Origin of the sequence: Pseudomonas sp. yb_9, from assembly GCF_043103635.1 — a bacterium.
In the GTDB taxonomy this organism is placed as follows: domain Bacteria; phylum Pseudomonadota; class Gammaproteobacteria; order Pseudomonadales; family Pseudomonadaceae; genus Aquipseudomonas; species Aquipseudomonas monteilii.
Genome location: NZ_JBICKA010000058.1, coordinates 103,265 through 122,552 on the forward strand (window position 1 = coordinate 103,265; position 19,288 = coordinate 122,552).

General features: G+C 61.1%; 17 protein-coding genes. 3 read left to right on the forward strand and 14 right to left on the reverse strand.

The features are described 5' to 3' along the window. Positions 1 to 4: 4 nt before the first annotated feature. From ACF8MI_RS16755 to ACF8MI_RS16780, 6 genes are all read right to left on the reverse strand, one after another. Complete coding sequence (locus ACF8MI_RS16755; protein WP_392517608.1) at positions 5 to 982, reverse strand: glycosyltransferase family 2 protein; 978 nt, start codon at positions 980 to 982, stop codon at positions 5 to 7. A 5-nt stretch (positions 983 to 987) separates the two neighbouring features. Continuing rightward, entirely contained in the window at positions 988 to 1,512 is a 525-nt protein-coding gene (locus ACF8MI_RS16760) for a serine O-acetyltransferase (protein ID WP_060499349.1), read from the reverse strand. A gap of 8 nt (positions 1,513 to 1,520) precedes the next feature. Next, positions 1,521 to 2,477, reverse strand: a complete 957-nt coding sequence (locus ACF8MI_RS16765; protein ID WP_060499348.1) for a glycosyltransferase family 2 protein — start codon at positions 2,475 to 2,477, stop codon at positions 1,521 to 1,523. Further along, entirely contained in the window at positions 2,470 to 3,087 is a 618-nt protein-coding gene (locus ACF8MI_RS16770) for an acyltransferase (protein WP_060499347.1), read from the reverse strand. Before ACF8MI_RS16770 ends, ACF8MI_RS16765 begins: the two co-directional genes overlap by 8 nt. 105 nt (positions 3,088 to 3,192) lie before the next feature. After that, positions 3,193 to 4,659, reverse strand: a complete 1,467-nt coding sequence (locus ACF8MI_RS16775; protein WP_060499346.1) for an FAD-dependent oxidoreductase — start codon at positions 4,657 to 4,659, stop codon at positions 3,193 to 3,195. Between the two features lie 236 nt (positions 4,660 to 4,895). Further along, positions 4,896 to 6,272 (reverse strand): oligosaccharide flippase family protein, encoded by a 1,377-nt coding sequence (locus tag ACF8MI_RS16780; RefSeq protein ID WP_060499344.1) that lies wholly within the window; start codon positions 6,270 to 6,272, stop codon positions 4,896 to 4,898. Between the two features lie 95 nt (positions 6,273 to 6,367). Between ACF8MI_RS16780 and ACF8MI_RS16785 the strand changes: the two genes are divergently transcribed. The 3 genes from ACF8MI_RS16785 to galE all read left to right on the forward strand — a co-directional run bounded on the left by ACF8MI_RS16785 (position 6,368) and on the right by galE (position 11,575). Then, positions 6,368 to 7,894 carry an O-antigen ligase gene (locus tag ACF8MI_RS16785; RefSeq protein WP_060499343.1) on the forward strand — a complete coding sequence of 509 codons (1,527 nt, stop codon included), beginning with the start codon at positions 6,368 to 6,370 and terminating at the stop codon, positions 7,892 to 7,894. Between the two features lie 5 nt (positions 7,895 to 7,899). Next, positions 7,900 to 10,500 carry a cellulase family glycosylhydrolase gene (locus tag ACF8MI_RS16790; protein WP_156866960.1) on the forward strand — a complete coding sequence of 867 codons (2,601 nt, stop codon included), beginning with the start codon at positions 7,900 to 7,902 and terminating at the stop codon, positions 10,498 to 10,500. 106 nt (positions 10,501 to 10,606) lie between these two features. Further along, complete coding sequence (gene galE / locus ACF8MI_RS16795; protein WP_156866961.1) at positions 10,607 to 11,575, forward strand: UDP-glucose 4-epimerase GalE; 969 nt, start codon at positions 10,607 to 10,609, stop codon at positions 11,573 to 11,575. Positions 11,576 to 11,619: 44 nt separating this feature from the next. Here galE and ACF8MI_RS16800 read toward each other — a convergent pair whose 3' ends face one another. From ACF8MI_RS16800 to ACF8MI_RS16835, 8 genes are all read right to left on the reverse strand, one after another. After that, positions 11,620 to 12,426, reverse strand: a complete 807-nt coding sequence (locus tag ACF8MI_RS16800; protein ID WP_060499341.1) for a CpsD/CapB family tyrosine-protein kinase — start codon at positions 12,424 to 12,426, stop codon at positions 11,620 to 11,622. 11 nt (positions 12,427 to 12,437) lie between these two features. Continuing rightward, positions 12,438 to 14,000: a Wzz/FepE/Etk N-terminal domain-containing protein gene (locus ACF8MI_RS16805; protein ID WP_060499340.1), complete on the reverse strand. Its 1,563-nt coding sequence runs from the start codon at positions 13,998 to 14,000 to the stop codon at positions 12,438 to 12,440. 19 nt (positions 14,001 to 14,019) lie between these two features. Continuing rightward, on the reverse strand, positions 14,020 to 15,135 hold the full coding sequence (locus ACF8MI_RS16810) for a hypothetical protein (RefSeq protein ID WP_060499339.1): 1,116 nt from the start codon (positions 15,133 to 15,135) through the stop codon (positions 14,020 to 14,022). 24 nt (positions 15,136 to 15,159) lie between these two features. Next, complete coding sequence (locus ACF8MI_RS16815; RefSeq protein ID WP_060499338.1) at positions 15,160 to 15,717, reverse strand: polysaccharide biosynthesis/export family protein; 558 nt, start codon at positions 15,715 to 15,717, stop codon at positions 15,160 to 15,162. A 264-nt stretch (positions 15,718 to 15,981) separates the two neighbouring features. Next, on the reverse strand, positions 15,982 to 16,158 hold the full coding sequence (gene eppA, locus ACF8MI_RS16820) for an EPS-associated small membrane protein EppA (RefSeq protein ID WP_016487266.1): 177 nt from the start codon (positions 16,156 to 16,158) through the stop codon (positions 15,982 to 15,984). Positions 16,159 to 16,408: 250 nt separating this feature from the next. Beyond that, positions 16,409 to 16,951 carry a helix-turn-helix domain-containing protein gene (locus ACF8MI_RS16825; protein ID WP_060499336.1) on the reverse strand — a complete coding sequence of 181 codons (543 nt, stop codon included), beginning with the start codon at positions 16,949 to 16,951 and terminating at the stop codon, positions 16,409 to 16,411. A 76-nt stretch (positions 16,952 to 17,027) separates the two neighbouring features. Then, the gene (locus tag ACF8MI_RS16830; RefSeq protein ID WP_016715302.1) at positions 17,028 to 18,446 is read right to left on the reverse strand and encodes a short-chain fatty acid transporter; all 1,419 of its coding nucleotides are present in this window, start codon (positions 18,444 to 18,446) and stop codon (positions 17,028 to 17,030) included. A 153-nt stretch (positions 18,447 to 18,599) separates the two neighbouring features. Then, positions 18,600 to 19,256, reverse strand: coding sequence for a CoA transferase subunit B (locus ACF8MI_RS16835; RefSeq protein ID WP_012272371.1), 657 nt, complete (start codon positions 19,254 to 19,256; stop codon positions 18,600 to 18,602). Positions 19,257 to 19,288 lie beyond the last annotated feature (32 nt).

A 19,288-nucleotide genomic window follows, 5' to 3' on the forward strand; every position in this document is an offset into this window, starting at 1 on the left:
TCTCTCACTTGTACTCGATCAAAGCCGATTTGCCAGCCGCGAAGCGGTGGCGCATGAATTTCAGCTGGCCGAGCATTTCCGGGAACTTGCCCAGCACCAGGAATACCGCCTGCAGCCAGTTCTCGCGCGCCGATTTGCCACCACGCCGGGCCAGGCGCACAGCCTGCAGCGGATAAATCAATAGCAAAAGCAGGCACCAGCCACCCAACAGCAGGCAAGCCAGCACTATCACCACAGGAATGCCCAAGCCCCACAACCAGGCCCGGCGTGACTCGCGTAACCAGTGCTGCTCTGGCGGCTGCCCATGCAGGTAGGCCCCTTCGGCATAGGCATGGCCGGCACGCAGGCTGCGCCGCCACCATTGGCTGAAACGGGTCATGGCCGCGTCGTGCAGGGTCATCTCGGCGTCCAGGCGCCAGACTTTCCAGCCATGGCCTCGCAAGCGCACGCACAGCTCGGGCTCCTCGCCAGCGATCAGGTCAGCGTGGAAGCCGCCCGCGGCAGCGAAGGTATCTGCGCGCATCAACGCATCGCCGCCACAGGCCTTGGCTTCACCGATGGGGGTGTCCCATTCCAGATCGCACAACAGGTTGTACACCGATCGTTCCGGGAAGCGCTCACGGCGGCGGCCGCACACCACTGCCACCTCGGGGTGCTGATCGAGAAATGCCTGCGCCGTGGCCAGCCAGCGGGCATCCACCTCGCAGTCACCATCGACGAACTGTACCAGCTGCATCGACGGCAACAGCCGCTGCAAGGCGCTAAAGCCTTCGTTGCGGGCGCGCGCGGCAGTGAACGGAACACGCATGTCCAACGCCAGTACCTCCACACCCAGGCTGCGGGCCAGCTGCGGCGAACCGTCGGTGGAACCCGAGTCGACGTACACGACCTTGCCCACACCTTGCATCAGCGAACGCAGGCATCGCTCCAGGCGTACGCCTTCGTTGCGGCCGATGACCACCACACCGATTACCGTTGCCATAAGCCTCACTCAACGGGCGCCGTGCCAGCCGGCTGCCTGGTCTTGATGGTGGCCGGCACCCCTACCGCCAACGCGTTGTCCGGCACATCCACCAGTACCACGGCATTGGCGCCGATGATCACGTTGTTGCCTATGCGAATACTGCCCAGCACCTTGGCCCCGGTGCCGATATCGACGTTGTTGCCGAACACCGGGGCAATCGGCTCGTCGACATTCTTCAGGCCCACCACCACGCCGTTGCGGATGCGGCAGTCATCGCCAAAGCGGGCATAGCCGCTGACAACGATGCCGCCAAAATGGTCGATGACGAAGTTGCGGCCAATCACCACTTCGCACGGCAGTTCGATGCCGGTGATGATTTGCACGAATTTGAACAGCACCTTATAGATCAACGAGCACAGCTTGCGCAGCAGCGCCGGGCGCACGGTATAGCGCCAGCGGCCAAAGCGATACACCAGCAGTACCCAGAACCCCTGGGCGCCCCAGTCACCGCCGTGGGCCCGCAGGTCAGCACGAATATTCTCGAACATGGCTCCACCTACCTTGTCGCCTGGCTGGCGTACCGGGTCTTGAACAACAATGACCAGGTTGCCTGGCAATGACGCCAGCAGGCCTGTATCGCGCCCCAGCCGCGTCGTTTCAACAGCGCCTTGAGTGCCAGCACCAGGTCACCCAAGGTGACCAGCAGCATGTGCAGGGCCAGCCCCGCCACGCCGTGGTGCTTGCGGAAGTACAGCAACTCGCTTTCGATCTGGTACGCTGAGATCTGTCGGCTTGCCGCCTCCAGCTCGGCCACCGATTTGGAGCTTTCACCGCCGATGTGCACCACGGTTGTATGCGGATAGAACACCACCTTCCAGCCCGCCGCCTTCACCCGCTTGCAGTGGTCCACCTCTTCGTAATAAAGGAAGTAGCGAGGGTCGAACAGGCCCACCTTGTCCAGCACTTCGCGGCGTACCAGGTAGAAGCAGCCGGGCAACCAGTCACATTCGCGAACCGATGCGTGGTCCCAGTTCATTTCGTCGACCATTTTCAGCCCCGGGAAAAACCGCCCCAACCCGGTACGCCCGACAAAAACATTGAGCGGCGTGGGGAAGTAGCGGCAACTGGGCTGCAGGTCACCGTCTCGGCCCTCAAGGCGCACTCCCAGCACGCCGCACTCCGGGTGGGCCTCCATGTAGTCCAGGGTTTTCTGCAAGGAGTCGGCGGCGACAAAGGCATCGGTATTGAGCAGCAACGCGTACTTGCCCTTCAGGTGTGCCAGCAGCTGGTTGTTGGCCCGGCCGAACCCCACATTCTGTTGGTTGCTCAGCAGCAGTGCTTCGGGACACACCTGGGCCATGCGCTGCACCGAGTCATCGCGTGATGCGTTGTCCACCACCAGGTAGCTGGCCAGCCGCTCGCCGTCGGCGCGGCGCAGGGCATCGAACATCGGCTGCAGCAGCCCGGCGGTATTGAAGTTGACCACCATGACATCCACAGGTTTGCTAGCCATTTTTGCTGTCTCCGAAGAAATACTGACGCCTTTGCGCCATCAGCAGCGGCTCCACTTCCGGGTCGTAGGCGCCATTGCGCTGCTTGACCAGGTCGATCCACGGGTAGGCTTCGCAACGCGCTTCCACCCGTTGGATCAGCTGTTCGGTGGTACAGATGAATTCAGCCGGGTTGCCGCCGTAGACAGTGCCTGGCGGTACATCCTTAGTCACTACCGCGCCGGCAGCCACGATCGATTCCGGCCCGATGGTCACACGGGGCATGATGATCGCACCGTGGCCGATGAAGCAGTTGTCCTTGATATCGATGAACCCGACTGAATCCAGGTGCTTGCCGAAGCGATGCTCGATCAGCAATACCACCCCGTCATGACCGATCAGCGTGCAGTCGGAAAGGCCCACACTATTGCCAATGCGTACCAGCGACGGGTCGAGGAACTTGCAGCCTGTATTGACAAAGAAGTTGGTGCCGACCGAGTGAAAGTTGCCCCAGCGGGCGAGGTAAGCGCCCCATTCAAGCCCTGAAGGCCTGCAGAACCGCCTGTAGAACGTGCCGCCCCGCCCGGTTGCATGGGCATAATGCGCCACTGCCTTGCGTATCCATCCCTTCATACTGCCTGGCCTCGCAATCAAATCCGTCTGGAATGTCCCTGAGGCGTTCCGGTCTCGTTCTTCTGGTTGCTGACCGCAGCGCTCTCAACCCGTGTACAACTAGCGTCACGCCACGGCGCCTCTGGCCGCCGTCATCTTGGCATTGAGGTGGTCGGCCAGCCGCACGGCAAACTGCAGCAGCGGCATGGTCGGGTTGGAGGCGCCGCCCTTGGCGAAAATACTGCTGCCGGCGATGTACAGGTTTTCGGTACCGAACACCTTGCAGTTGGTATCGACCACACCGTACTGCGGCGACGCGGCCATGCGCGTGGTGCCCATGTGATGGGCATGCGGGGCCATTTTCAGCGCGATCGACGTGTCGTAGACAAAGTCGTTGAGCTTGACGAAGCCCAGGTCCATGTCGGCGAACTGCTTGGCCAGCTCGCTGCCAATGCACTTGATGGTGTGCCGGTCATCGGCAGTCAGTGCCCAGTTGACATTGACCTTGGCAACGCCCAGTGCGTCCTTCTCGTCCAGCAGCGAAATACGGCTGTGCAGGTTGGGGAATTGCTCGATCATCGTACTGATCACGCCATCACCGGGGCAGCTGAACTTGGCAACGAACGCTACCTTGCTGGCGAAGCCCCAGTCACAGGCCAGGTTTTCGAGAAAATGTTTAACCTCGGCGGTACGCCCATAGGTTTGCACATCGGCCAGCAAGGCGGCGGTGACGTTGCCTTTGCCGGCCTTGTACTCATCGACGAAGGCATCGGTGGTGTAGTACTGGCGTGGCTCCGGGTCCTGCCCGGACTTGAGGATGAAGGTCCCCAGGTCGATGTTCAGGTGCTCCATGAAGCACCCACCAACCAGCCCGTCCTTGTTCACCACGCCCGCGCCCACCAAGGTTTCACTGTTGAGCAACTGCCGGGCATTCTCGATGGCACCGGTGGCCAGAATGAAGTTGCTTGCCACCAGGCGCTGCCGATTGCGTTCGTAGTCGGACAGGATCACGGCGGCCAGGTGCCCGGACCCCTTGTCGAACTCCAGGTCCACGCAGTTGCAATTGATGAACACGTCCAGGCCTTTGGTCTGTTCAAGGGCCGTGGCGTATTTCTGCGCAAAGCGCGTGGGTGTGCTCAGCAGGAAACGATCGGGTTCGAAATCGCCACCGTTGAGGCCGGTATTCATGGCACGAAAATCCGCCCCGGCCGGCAGGTCGACGATATCCATGGCCGCAGGCAGGTAGCCTTCGATCTCCGAATAGGCGATGGGCCAGCCAGGCAGGTCGCCTGGCGGGGGGATAGAAAAGTCGGAGGGCGTAAAAGGACGACAGCGGCCAGCCCAATGGTTGGATGTACCGCCCAGGTAACGCAGGCGGGTTTCCTCGGCGTACAGTTCAAGGCCCGTGGACGCGCAGGCATACAAGCCTTGCGAGTGCGGCGCATACTCACGCCCGCCGCCCTCGGCGAGCAACACGCTCCAGCCCGCGGCGGCCAGGCGCAGGCCCAGGGTAATACCTGCCGGGCCGGCGCCGATGATGCAAAAATCGTAATGATCGCGCAGCACCTTCTGCTGCTGATAGTCCTTGATCATGCTGGCTCGTTCCGGAAGTAACGGGACGGCAATACCCAGCCGTTGATCACCACGAACCCCGGCTTTTCGACAGGTTTGCCAGCAACGGCTGCAGAAGCGCCGAATACGGCGCCACCGACGCCCAGCAAGACACAACTCTGGAGAAAGCCCCTACGCCCCAGTTGCGCATTACAAAAAATAAGCTTCCCCATGATCCCGTGACCTGTACCCATTGAATTTACATCCAGCACGCTGCATCACAGCCAGTTGAAAAAGGCCGTCAACAGCGCCCCGCACAGTGCCCCGACCAGTAGCATCGGCAGCACCACCAGCTCACGTTTGAGACTGAAGATACCTAGCTTGCAATTCACGTACACAACCAGCACCAGCGTGGGCACGGTATGTAGGGCAACACCCCAGATGGCCCATTCCACACCGCCAATCGCCAACAGCAACGGTAGCAGCCCCCACAGCGAGACTAGGCGGATGATGTTGTCCATGGCCTGATACTTGGTCAGGCCCAAGGCGATCCACACCTGATGAGCCAAGGTATAGCGCAATACGATGAACGACAGCGAAAGAATCGCCAGCATCGAGCCTGCCTCACTGTATCGCTCGTCGTACATCCAGCCGATCAGCAGAGGGCTGGCGGTCAGGAAGCCACCGCAGATGAACAGCACCAGCAGGTCGACCAGCAGGCGGAAGCGGTGATACAGCGCTTTAAGCCGCTCTTTGTCAGCGGCCCGGGCCGCTTCGCTGAAGGCAGGAAGCGCCACGGCGCCGACAATCTTCATCAGTGCGGTCTGCACCGCGCCCAGGATCAGCACGGCAATCGAATACACCCCCAGCTGCGCCGCCGACATGCTCGCACCAAACAGGATGCGGTCGCCGTACATGGCCAGCACGCCCACCATCGACGACAGCAGGATCCAGCGGCCAAACACGATCAGTTCGGTAAGCGCCGTACGGTCCCAGCGCAGGTGGTTGTTCGGCCCCTCCAACGCCGTGTGCCCCAGCACGGTCCAGGCCACGGCAGACACCAGGCCGGCAATGACCAACGCCCAGATGGAATGGGTCAGCAAGCCCAGCACCAGCATCACCACCAAGCCGGCTGCTTGGGACGCCAGGTCTACCAGTACCACACGCTTCTGTTGGAAAGTGCGTACCGCCACGTCTATCTTGGTGGACTGGAACCCCCAGATGACCGCCGACAGCCCGGTAACCGCCAGCACCATCGGCAACACGGGCGCGGCATAGGTGGAATCTGCCGGCCACAGTTCTTCGACCTGCGCCACCCAGGCACACAAAGCCAGCAACAGGGTCAGGCCGAACAGTACGAAGCCGCGGATGATCTGCACGGTCCATGCGGTATTGAGAAAGTCCGGGTCGTCACCCCGTTGGCTCTGGATGATGTTCTGGCGCAGGCCGACATCGGACAGCAGGTGCAGCAGTACCGAAACGGTGGTGGCAATGACCATCACCCCGAACATTTCCGGCAGCAGCAAGCGGGCCATGATCAGGTTGCCGCCAAGACGCATGACCTGTGACGCCACCTGCGACACCAGGTTCCAGGACCCGGCCCTCATGGCCCGCTGACGCAGGCTTGCGGTGGCTGACACATCAATCGACGGCATGACTTCAATCTCTGACTGATTGGCTAAAAGTCACTATAGTTTCAATTAGCCACGATGCTAGCCGTTGCCCACCGAGGGAAAGGTGTACATAGCCGATGCCTGAACATTTTCGTGCGTTGATCGTCATCCTGTTTTTGGCGAGCGTGGTCTTCCTGCTTGCGCGGCGCCCTGCCACCGACCTGATTCCGCTCGCGGATTTCAAGCGCCGGCGCAACTTGTGGTTCCTGCTGACTGTGCTGGCTTTCGTCTCGCACAGCTTCTGGCTGTATTTGGGCGCGGGCGCGGTCATCCTGCTGATTGCCGGGCGCCGCGAACACAACCCCATGGCACTGTTCTACATGCTGTTGTTCCTCATCCCGCCTGCGTCAGTGCAGGTGCCCGGATTCGGCGTGGTCAACTACCTGGTCGACCTGAACCACATCCGCCTGCTCACCCTGTGCGTGCTGCTGCCCGCCGCGCTGCAGCTAAGCCGCCAGGCAGGCACCCTGCGCTTTGGCCGCACCTGGGCCGACAAGCTGCTGGCGGCTGGCCTGGTGCTGATGAGCGTGCTGTATTTGCGCGAAACCACCCCCACCGACACCCTGCGCCAGGCGCTGTACTTGTATGTCGACGTCCTCCTGCCGTATTACGTGGCCAGCCGCGGCCTGCGCCAGATAAGCGACTTCAAGGACGCCATGCTGGCCTTCGTGCTCACGTCCTTCGTCATGGCACTGATCGCCGTGGCCGAATATGTACGCCACTGGCTGCTGTACAGCGCCCTGGTCGATGCCATGGGCGTGCCTTGGAGCATGTCGGGTTACCTCAGCCGCGGCGGCGCACTGCGGGCCAGCGTCACCACCGGCCAGGCGATTGCCCTGGGCTATGTGATGAGTGTGGCGATCGGCCTGTTCCTGTTCGTCCAGGGCTATGTGCAACGCCCGCTGCACAAAGCCATGGGCGCCCTGCTACTGGCCGCCGGGCTGTTCGCACCGTTGTCACGCGGCCCGTGGATCGGCGTCGTGGTCATCGTGGTGGTGTTCATTGCCCTGGGCAAAGGTGCCGTCAAGCGCCTGGCGCTACTGGGCGCAGCCGGCATGCTGGCCCTGCCCTTGCTCACCATCGTGCCCGGCGGCGAAAAGGTGCTGGACTTGCTGCCCTTCATTGGCAACCTGGAAAAAGAAAACATCACCTACCGCGAGCGGCTGATGGACAACGCCTGGATCGTTATCCAGCGCAACCCGCTGTTCGGCTCGTTCGACTTCCGCAACACCCCGGAAATGCAGTCGATGATCCAGGGCGAAGGCATCATCGACATCGTCAACACCTACATCAACCTGGCGCTGCGGGTCGGGCTGGTGGGGCTCGGGCTGTTCGTGGCGTTCTTTGCCGTGGTACTGCGCGGGATCCGCAGGGCCATGCTCAGCTTCGCCGACAAGGATGATGAACGACGACAGCTCGGCCGGGTGTTGCTGGCGACACTGATCGGCATTCTGGTGATCATCTTCACCGTCAGCAGCATCACCTTCATCCCGGTGGTGTACTGGTCCATCGCCGGGCTGGGCGTGGCTTACATCCAGATGGTTCGCCGGCTGCACGACAGCCAGGCCATGGAACTGGCCGAACCCGGCCTACAACCCAGGTAATGTTCATGAACGTGCTTTCCCTGCGTCCTATCGTACGCCTTTCTGCCATTGCCGGCCTGGTCTTGCTGCCATTGGCCGGCTGGGGCTCCGGCTGGCAGGTCAGTGTCGACGAACAGAATGGGCTGCCCACCGTGACACACGGCGGTGGCCCGGTGATGAAGGCCAAGTTCGACTTCTGGGCCGCCAACTGGAGCTGGACCGGCTTCTATACCGACTTCAAGGTCAGTGGCCCCTATCAGTACACGCTGCGGGGCAAGAACAAAGAGCTGGACTTCGACCTGGCGGCTGATATCCGCAAGGAGCAAGCACAAACCCTGAGCTGGGCCTTCGACCTGGATGCCCATAGCCGGCAGACCGGGGTGATGGGTGGCGGCATGGTGTTCCAGTTCGACCCGGCGCAAATCGCCGGCGATATGGGTGCGCCCCAACTGCTGGCCGACAACCGCGGCTGGTCCTGGGGCAAGGCTGACCAAGGCCGGCGCATCGAGATGCGCTTCGACCCGCCGCTGGCCAAGGTGTATTTCGAGCGTGGCAACCCGTCCGAATTGCGTGCGTTCCTGTACAAAGACCTGATCAGCGCCGGCAAGCAACAACTCAAGGCTGTACTCAACGTGACCGGCGACATCGAGCTGGGGCCCACGCCCACTGAGCGCTTCGGCCTGGCCGACCCTGCCAGTTGGCCGGATGACCAGCTGGACTGGCGCACCTCGCCGGTGGACCTGTCGTTCCTCAACGCGGCGGAAAAACCCGCAGGCAAACATGGGTTCGTCAAGGCCGTGGGTGAACAACTGATGTTCGAAGACAACACCCCCGTGCGTTTCTGGGGCACCAACCTGTCTGCCTATTCGCTGTTCAAAAGCCCCGACGACGAAATTCGCCAACAGGCCAAGCGCCTGTCCGCCCTGGGGTTCAACCTGGTGCGCCTGCACCACCACGACTCGCCCTGGGTCAGCCCGAACGTGTTCGGCGACGGCACCCTGGTGCGCGACACCCAGCAGCTCAGCGCCGAGTCACTGCGCAAGCTCGACCTGTGGATCAAGGCGCTCAAGGACGAAGGCATCTACATCTGGCTGGACATGCACGTACAGCGCGCACTTACCGCCAACGACAACATTGACGATTTCGATGAGCTGCCCAAGAAGGATGACCGCGTCGACCTGAAGGGCTATGCCTATGTGAACAACAGTATTCAAGCGGCGATGAAGCGCTTTGCCGAGCAGTACCTGACCCATGTGAACGCGTACACGGGCCTTGCCTACAAGGACGACCCGGCCATCGCCGCCGTGCTGATCACCAACGAGAACGACCTTACCCAACACTACGGCAACGCCCTGATGCCGAACAAGGATGTACCGCGCCACAGCGAGCGCTACATGGCAGCGGCCAAAGCCTTCGCCAGGCAGTACAACCTGCCCGTCGACCAAACCTGGCACGCGTGGGAGCACGGCCCGTCGAAGCTGCTCCTCAACGACCTGGAACAGCGCTTCAACGCCGACATGATCGCTCACCTGCGCAGTGTGGGGGTAAAGGTGCCGATCGCCACCACCAGCACCTGGGGCGGCAATGGCCTGAGCGCATTGCCGGCCCTGACCGCAGGCGACGTCGTCGATGCCCACAGCTACGGCGCCATCGGCCAACTGGAGAAGAACCCGTTGACCAGCGACGGCATGATCGACTGGATCGCCGCCGCCCAGGTCGTGGGCAAACCACTGACCGTCACCGAATGGAACGCCGAGCCTTTCCCACTGCCCGACCGCCACTCGCTGCCGCTGTACGTGGCCGGCACTGCCAGCCACCAGGGCTGGGACGCGCTGATGCAATATGCCTACAGCCAGCAGGCCTTCAACCCGGGCTGGCGCACAGCGGACAACTGGCACGCCTACAACGACCCCGCGATGATCGCCACGCTGCCCGCTGCCGCCCTGCTCTATCGCCGTGCCGATGTGAAGCCTGCCACCACCCATTACGTATTCGCCCCGACGCCCGCCACCCTTTACAACCAAGAGATCACCCCACGAAACTCGCCTTTGTTGCGCACAGCCATGGAGAAGGGCCAACTGCAGATTGCCCTGCCGCAAACCCCGGAGTTGCCGTGGTTGAAACCGGCCGCAATTCCCGCAGGTGCGCAAGTGCTGCAAGACCCGGGTCAATCGCTGCTGGCCACCGATGCTACCGAGTCGGTAACCGACACCGGCGAGCTCAAGCGCAACTGGCAACAAGGCATCTACACCATCGATACACCACTGACCCAGGCCGCCACCGGCTGGCTGGGTGGCCGCTCGATCAGCCTGGGGGCCATTCAGGTGCAAACGAAAACGCCTTACGCCAGCGTCGCGGTACAGAGCCTGGACGGCAAACCGCTGGGCCAGTCACGGGAGCTGCTGCTGTCATTGGGTACCCGCGCCATGCCCAAGGCCGATGACAAGACGCCATTCAATGTCGAACCCTTCGAGGGCAGCCTGACCATCAAGGCGCCCGCCGGGCTGAAGCTGTTCGCGCATGATGCGCAGATCCAACTCAAGCCGCTGCCGGCAACGTACAACGACGGGCATTACGTCATTACGCTCGACGGCAACTACATGTCCAACTGGCTGTTCTTGAAATAGGGCATCTGGCCATCTACGCTCAAGTCACCTGTAGCTGGCCAATTCACCTGTACTGTTCAGGGACGGTTCACTGCGTCTGTAAATCAGCGGGTCACAGGAGGTGCGGATGAAGTTCCTGGTTGTCGGTGGCGCCGGCTACATTGGCTCGCACATGGTCAAGCACTTGATCGCTGCAGGCCACGAGGTGGTGGTGGCTGACCTGGTTGCACCTGCACCTGGCGTCCAATGGGCCAAGCTGGATATCGCCGACGAGGCCGCACTGGATGTGTTGTTTGGCGTGTGCCGCTTTGATGCTGTCTTTCACTTTGCCTCGTTCATCCAGGTAGGTGAGTCGGTCAGCGCGCCTGGCAAGTACTACCAGAATAATGTCGCGGCCACCCTTAGCCTGCTGCAGGCCATGGTGAATGCCGGCATCAAGCATCTGGTGTTTTCTTCCAGCGCGGCCGTTTACGGTAACCCGCTCTATATTCCAATCGATGAAGCGCATACCAAGGGACCAATCAACCCGTATGGGCTGAGCAAATGGATGGTCGAGCAGATTCTCGAGGACTTCGACCGGGCCTATGGCTTGAAATCGGTTTGCCTGCGCTATTTCAATGCGGCAGGCGCTGACCCGGAGGGCCAGCTGGGAGAGCGCCACGAACCGGAAACCCACCTGATCCCGCTGATCCTTCAGGCTGCCTCAGGCCGACGTGAGGCGGTGACAGTGTTTGGCCGGGATTACGACACGCCGGATGGCACCTGTATACGCGACTACATCCATGTGGCCGACCTGGCGACGGCGCATGCACTGGCGGTGGACTATCTATTGGCGGGTGGCGATCGTACGGCGTTCAACCTCGGCAATGGCCATGGTTTTTCAGTGCAGGAAGTGATCGATACTGCCCGTGCGGTGACTGGGCGTGAAATCCACGTAATAGACGCCCCGCGTCGCGCCGGCGACCCGCCCCGGCTGGTGGCGGATGCCAGCAAGGCAATGAACGTATTGGGTTGGCGGCCGGAGTTTGTATCGCTGGAGCAGATTGTGCGGCATGCGTGGCAGTGGGAGTTGCAGCACCCCTGGACCCTGCATTAGGGCTGACATCCTTGGGGGCGCTTTGCGCCCCGAGGTCTTGAGCCTCAATAGTAGGTGCGCGGTTGCTCGTCAGCCTTGTTCAATACAGTCCCGATCAGGTTCACCTGCCCCAGGTGATGCAGGCAATCCTCGATTTCCTTCTTGTTGTTCATCCCGTTGGCCACCACCAGCAATACACAGTCGAACTTGGGTATCACGGTGATCGCATCATCAGAGCTAAGCAACGGTGGCAAGTCGAAAATACAGATGCGCGACTCGTAGCGGTTGCGCAAGTCGCTGATCAGGTTGTTCACCTTGGGCGACGACAGCATCTCGGTCGACAACGGCACAGGTACCCGTGTTGGCAACACGACAAAGCGCGGTAGGGTCGGGTTGACCAGGCACTCCTGCAGTTCGGCCTTGTCCGTCAAAAACTCGTTCAGCGCCTGTTCCATGGGCAGCCCCAGGCTGCTGCCGACCTTGGGCCGGCGCAAGTCGAAGTCCACCAGCAGCGCCGTCTTGGTGGTGTGGTGGGCGATGCTCATGGCCAGGTTGATCGCCAGCACCGTCTTGCCCGCCTCAGGTGTGGGTGAGGTGATGGCCAGGGTGCGCCAGCCGTTTTCGTCCATAAGCCTGAGTACCTGCGTGCGCAGCAGGTCGATCGGCCCATTCATGCTGGAGTTCTTGTTGTAGGCCACGATGCGGTGACGCTCAAGGTGCTCCGGGCGAAGCGGCACAACCTTGGTGTTCACGTAGTCGAACTGGCCAGGCACTTCCGCCAGTGCCGTCCCCGGGGCTGGTGACAAGGCCTGGGGAGTTCCCGGCGTCACCGGGTGAACGTTATTGCCAATAGCCGGCTTGATCCTGTCCATCACTGCTTTCCCTATGCAAACCGAGACATGACTTTGAACAACAGCACATCCAGTGGCATGTAGAACACGTGCACCAGCACTACCATGATAGCCGCCAGTACCAGCGCCGCCAGGATCAACCCGTTCCGCCAGCGTTTACGCCTGGCCACATCCGCTTTGGTATCGATGTACGGCACCGCCACCAACACGCGTTTGCCCAGCAGGTTTTCCAGGGCACCGACGCCGCGCACACGCTGGTTGAGCATTTCCAGCAGCATCACCAGCGCACCACCACCTGCCGGCGCCAGCACCAGCCCTAGGGCCGCGATTTTCTTGCGGTTGGGCTTGATCGGCTTCTCTGGCATCAACGGTGGTTCCAGCAGCACGAAGCGCTCGGCTTTGTTTTCCTGTTCCAGGCTTTCGGTAATCTTCGCGCCCATTTCCTTGGCGCGGATTTCTTCGTACTTCTTGCGGGCGTTGTCGTGGTCGCGCATCAAGGTCACCAGGCCACGTTCGACCTGCGGTGCTTCGAGGATCTCGGCCTCGTAGCCTTCCATCTTTTTGGTCAGTTCGCGCTTCTGATCGGCCAGCGAACTGATACGTTCCTGGGCTGCACTCATCTTGGCGCGCACGCGGGCAACGTCGAGGCTCACCGTGGAAGCCGCTGCCGTGCGACCACCCGTGGCTTCGAGCGCCTGAATCTTGCGTTTGATCGCCACCACATCCGGGTGAGCGTCTTTGTAGCGGGTCAGCAAGCGGGCGTATTCAGCCTTCAGGCTGGGCAGGTCCTCGGGCTGGTCGGCGCTCGCTGATTTACTGCCTTCGGTTGCCTTGGTGGCCAGGCCAGCATTGGCGGCAGACAATTCCAGCTCAAGGTAGCGCAGCTCTTCCTGGGCAGCCTTGTAGTCACGGTCGACTTCACGGAATTCCAGCTCCGAGCGTGACAGCATGTTCATGCGCAGGGTCTGGTGCTCGGGCAAGGCGTTGGCATGGGCTTGCTTGAAGTCGGCCAGCTGGTTTTCCAAGCTGGCCAACTCGGCGCCCAGCTTGTTGGCCTCCTGGGTGAGAAATTCGGTGGTTTCGTTGGCCCGCTCGGTGCGCTGCTTGAGGTTCTCGTTGAGGAACAGCGTCACCAGTTCGTCAGCCACTTCCTTGGCCACTTGCGCCTGCTTGTGTTCGAAGGACACATTGAACGCCACGGTGGCTTCACCCCGCCCGCGCACAAACGTGGTAAGGGTTTCGACCACGATAGCACTGCGCATCTGGTCGATCTTGTCGCTTTCGCTCAGGCGCTTGTCGGCGAACAGGTCGTACTTGCCGATGATGCGCAGCAGGTTCTCACGGGTCATCACCCGCTGGCGGATCACCTCGATGCGCTCATCGGCGAAGCTGGTGTTGTTGGTAGACACCAGCTCGGGTGAAATCTGCTGCGACTCCACCAGGATAGTGCCGGTCGACTGGTAGATCGGCGGCACCATCAACGCGACAGCCACGGTCGCGGCAAGAATGACTGCGGCACTCACCCCTAACACCAGGGCCCTGTCCTTGATAATGGCGATGTAATCCCTGAGGGAGAGTTCGTAGTCAGACTTCATGGGGCCACCTGCCTGAAGTTCAGATGTCGGGGTACCTGTACGTCAACGTCAAACCAACGATCGTCGCGGTTGCATCCGCTACATGGTCCTGCTGCCGTTCCTTGTACATCAGCGACAGGCGCAGGTCCCAGTACGGCGAAAACTGGCGGCTGGCCCATACGCTGTAAGTCTGCAACGTGTTGGGGCTCTGCCCCTTGCTGTCTTGCCAGGCCGCGTCCGCGCCCACCCGGTTCAGCTCGCTGACCGCGTAACTCCACACACCGCGTACCTGGTCCAGCTCGGCGAAGCCACCTTCGGCGCTGGCCACCGTGCTGCGTTCGGCAGTAAAACTGGCATCTGCGCGCACACCGGTGTACAGCAGCGATACGCCGCCCTCCCCGCGCCGGCCGCCTTCGTCACCGGATACTTCGTTGACGCCTACGTGCGCGTCGGCACTCAGGCGTTCCGAAAGCTGGTACTTGATCCCCACTGCTGGGGTGTAGCTATTGGAGGCTGTCGCGGTAAGGTCTTGCTCGGGCTCATACCGCCGCGCGCCGAAACGGGTGTAAAGGTCGGCCCGCTCGTTCCAGGCGTAGGTCCAAGTAAAGACGTTCGCCAATTCGTCGTAACCCGTCAGCGTACTGATGTCATAACGGGCGCGGCTGTATGTGGTTTCGTTACTCAGGGTGCTGCGTTCGGTAACCGCCTGGCTCCAGTTGCCGGTCAGCGTATACAGCTTTTGTGTACCGTCGGTGGTGATCACACCAGTGTCCAGCACGGTTCCCGACAAGGTCGAGCTTTCGTTATAGCGTGCCACCAGGCCAAAACGCCCACGCTCGGTCGTGCGCTGCCAGCCCAGGCTCAGGTCAGGGTCTTCCCGGTCCTTGACTATGTCCGTGTCGGATGAGCGCAACACATGCATGCCCAACCCCAACCTCAGTTCGTCACGGTCGAAGGTACCGATCAGGGTGTAGTCCGGCGCAATGATCGTGCGCGTTATGCCCTTTTCCCCCGACGTCAGCAACAAAGGGTTGCTGTCGTATTCGACGGATGTCGGTACCACCACCGTGGACTGCCAATTTGCCGCCAGGACCGCGTCCGTGAACGGCAACACCAGAATTGCCGTTGCAATGCGTGTTGTTTTAAGAAGAGGCATTAAAAGTTCTTATTAAAGGCAAGATCAAGGAACGACCAGCGTGTCGCCAGCCTGAAGTTGGATGTTGGTGGACATGTCCCGCCCAGACACCAGGTCCTTATATCGCACGGGCAGGATCTTTTGGGAAGCGCCAGTGCCACGGACCACCTTGATTTCGCTTTCGTCCGCAAACTTGTCCAGGCCGCCCGACATGCTCAGGGCCTGAAGCACCGCCGTAGGGCCTGCCATTTGCACCGGGCCCGGCTTGATCACTTTGCCTTGGACATAGACCAGGTTGCCGGCGATGCTCTTGACGACAACGCTGACGTTCGGGTCGGGGAGGAACTTTTCGAGTTTGGCAGCGACTTGCTTTTCAACTGCAGTGACATCCAGCCCGGCAACATCGATGCGCCCGGCCAGGGGGAAGGTAATACTGCCATCGGGAAGTACGGTGGCTTCTTGACGCAGGCTGTCTTCCTGCCACACCGAAACCATGACGACATCACCGGGGCTAAGCAGGTATGCCGCACTACTCGGGGCTGCGCTGCTGACGCCAGACCACACCGTCAGCATGCAGAATGCGGCAATCAATGAACGCTTCATGAGGGTCCCTCCGGCCAAATGGCCCGACAAAGAGCACTGAATGAGAACAGCACACCAACTCTCGCTCCGCTTCGCGACCGACATCCGCCGCGATGGCCCCTACCTTCCTGGAGGCCTTTACCTTGACGCTGTATACGCAGGCTGCAACGTGCTGCAACCGTGGGCCTCATGGGCTAATGGGAATATAGCAACGGTTGGGGAATTCACAAGCCAGGCCCAAGGCTTGGGGCAACGCGTTGTACTTTATAAACGCGCCGATCAGGTTCAGATCTTTCTTCTGTTAGCCACCAGCACAAAGCCGACAACAGCAAACGCCAACAACCAGCCTGCGGTTGAAACAGGAATGATACTGTTTTGATTTACATACGAATCTGCTGCGCGAGCGGCACCACTCAGCAACACCAGCAAAAACATCGATTTGATAATCAGAGTCGTGCGCATACGCCCCTCCAAAAAACAGGAAAATCAATTAGTTATTGGCGTGGTGTGGCGGGAGTTGTTTCGCTGTTGAGTTGAGCTTATGGGCACAATGACACTACGTCAATGATCCGACACCATAATAAAATTCAATGGGAGATGGGCGATATCGTCAAAATATCGACACGCAGAATGTGCAGCGCCACGTTGTCGTAATGGCGGCTGTGGGTCACGGTCCAGAAGGCAGGGGGCCATGCCGCACGCCCGCTGCTGTTCATTCGTCCGCGTGGTGAACCACGACCAGCAACTGTGCCGGCTGCGCACTCACCGAGCGCAGCCGGTGGGGTGTCTGGGCGTTGAAATGCAGGGCATCGCCCTGTTCCAGCAGCACCCGCTCGTTCATGAAATCCACCTCGACCTGGCCGGCATGCACGAACAGGAACTCCTCGCCCTGATGCTCCTTGAACGTGGGGTCACTGAATTCGGAAGGCGGCTGGATCAGAAACGGCAACAGGCTGCGCTGCCCCACCTGGCTCGTGAGGGCCGCATACCCCGGCCCTTGCCCATCGCCGACCAAAGCCTGGCGTTCGCCATGGCGCACCAGGCTGTAGCGGCTCGCCCCTGTCTGTTCTTCGGCGAACAGCTCTTCAACATTGACGTTCAGCGCCCGCGCCAGCTTCAACGCGGCTGCGATCGAGGGTGTGTTGAGGCCACGCTCGACCTTGGACAGGTAGCTTTTGGTCATGCCGGTCTTTTCGGCCAGCATTTCCAGAGTCATCCCCAGTTTCTTACGCAGCAGTTTCAATCGGATAGACATGTGACGCGGGTTTCCCAGGCTGAGGCAGCCATGATACGCGTCTGAAAGCTGACGCCAAGCCTGAGCGCCCCTTTAACTACGGCATTACCGGCGGCACGTACTGCAGCGTCGTACCCAGTGCCCACAGCAACACCAGCACCAACGGCACATGCACCAGCAACTGGACGAAGGAAAAACCGATCAGGTCGCGCGCCTTGAGCCCTAGCACGCCCAGCAGCGGCAGCATGTAGAACGGGTTGATCAGGTTGGGCAGAGCTTCGGCAGCGTTGTAGATCTGCACCGCCCAGCCCAGATGGTACTGCAGGTCGTTGGCCACCAGCATCACGTAAGGCGCTTCGATGATCCACTTGCCACCGCCCGAAGGGATGAAGAAGCCCAGCACCGCCGAATACACGCCCATCAGCACGGCATAGGTGTCATGGGTGGCTATCTGGGTGAAGAACAGCGAGATGTGATGCGCAAGGGTCTGCTCATCCACACCCTTGACCTGGGTAAGGATGGCGGCAATCGAGCCATACAGCGGGAACTGGATCAGCACCCCGGTGGTGGTCGGCACAGCTCTCGCGACGGCGTCAAGAAAGCTGCGTGGGCGCCAGTGCAACAAGGCACCCAGCATGATGAACAACAGGTTGTAGGTGTTCAGCCCGGAAATCGCCGTGATCGCAGGTTTGGTGGCGAACTCCTGGTACAGCCAGCCAGCGGCCAGGGCCACCAGCAGCAGAATCAGGATCGGGCTGTGCTCCAGCCACTCCCCCGGGCGGGTACGTTGCGGTGCCGGTGGCGCGGTGAAACTGGGGTCAACACCGCAGTCTTCGGCGCTGCGCGCACTGTTTGGGCCGGGGGCCGTGGCGTAGGCAATCACCAGCGACACCACTACCAGCGCCGCCAGCATTACACCGGATTGCCAGAGGAAAATGGTTTCGGTGAACGGGATGACCCCGGTAATCGACAGGATCGAAGGGGGCAGGCTGGCCGGGTTGGCTTGCAGTTGAGCAGCCGATGACGACAGGCCCAGTGCCCATACCGCGCCCAGGCCCAGGTAGGCAGCAGCACCTGCGGCACGGTAGTCCATTTTCAGCTCGGTGCGCCGTGCCAGGGCGCGTACCAGGAGGCCACCGAATACCAACGACAGGCCCCAGTTGAGCAAGGACGCCAACATCGAGATCAGTGCGACCCAGCACACTGCCGAGCGACCATTCCCTGGGATGCGCGCCAGACGGTCGATCAGCCGTGCGGCAGGCGGCGAGCTGGCCACCACATAACCGCCGATCACCACGAAGGCCATCTGCATGGTGAACGGGATCAGGCTCCAGAAGCCATCGCCAAAGGCTTTGGCGGTGTCGGTCGGCTTGGCCCCCATGGCCAGCGCGCCGATGCACACCAGCAGCACCGCCAGCGCGGCGAACACCCAGGAATCGGGGAACCAGCGTTCCGCCCAGTTGGAACAACGCAAGGCAAAGCGGGCGGAGCGGCTGTCTTGGATTTCAGCGGCCACAGTTGAATTCCTTTTATTGGTTTTATGATGTGAAACCGTGTTGCCAGGCAACACAAAAACCTGTGGGAGCGGGTTTACCCACGAATGCGGCGGTGAATGTACCGACGCATTCGCGGGTAAACCCGCTCCCACAGGGTAGGATCGCGTGATGCCTTAGAAGGTCATTTCCTTCACATCATCCGGCACGATCAGCTTGCCGGCGGTTTTCTCGATGATTTCCTCGACGCTCACCCCTGGTGCGGTCTCGCGCAGGATGAAGGCGCCGTCTTCGATTTCCAGGTAGGCCAGGTCGGTCAGCACTTTGCGGATGCAGCCAGCCCCGGTGAGTGGCAGGCTGCACTGCGGCAGCAGCTTGGACTCGCCGTCCTTGGAGGCGTGGGTCATGGTGACGATGATGTTATCGGCGCCAGCCACCAGGTCCATGGCACCGCCCATGCCCTTGACCAGTTTGCCCGGGATCATCCACGAGGCGATGTTGCCCTGCACGTCCACTTCGAAGGCGCCCAGTACGGTCAGGTCGACGTGGCCGCCGCGGATCATGGCGAACGACTGCGCCGAATCGAAAATCGAGGCACCGCGGCGGGCGGTGACGGTTTGTTTGCCGGCGTTGATCATGTCGGCATCAATCGTACTTTCGGTCGGGAATTCGCCCATGCCGAGGAGGCCGTTTTCCGATTGCAGCATCACATCCATGTCGGCGGGTACGTAGTTGGCCACCAGGGTCGGAATGCCGATACCCAGGTTCACGTAGTAGCCGTCCTTCAGTTCACGGGCGACGCGTTGCGCCATCTGTTCGCGGGTCAGTGCCATGGTCAGGATCTCTTTGTTGTTCTGGTGGATGG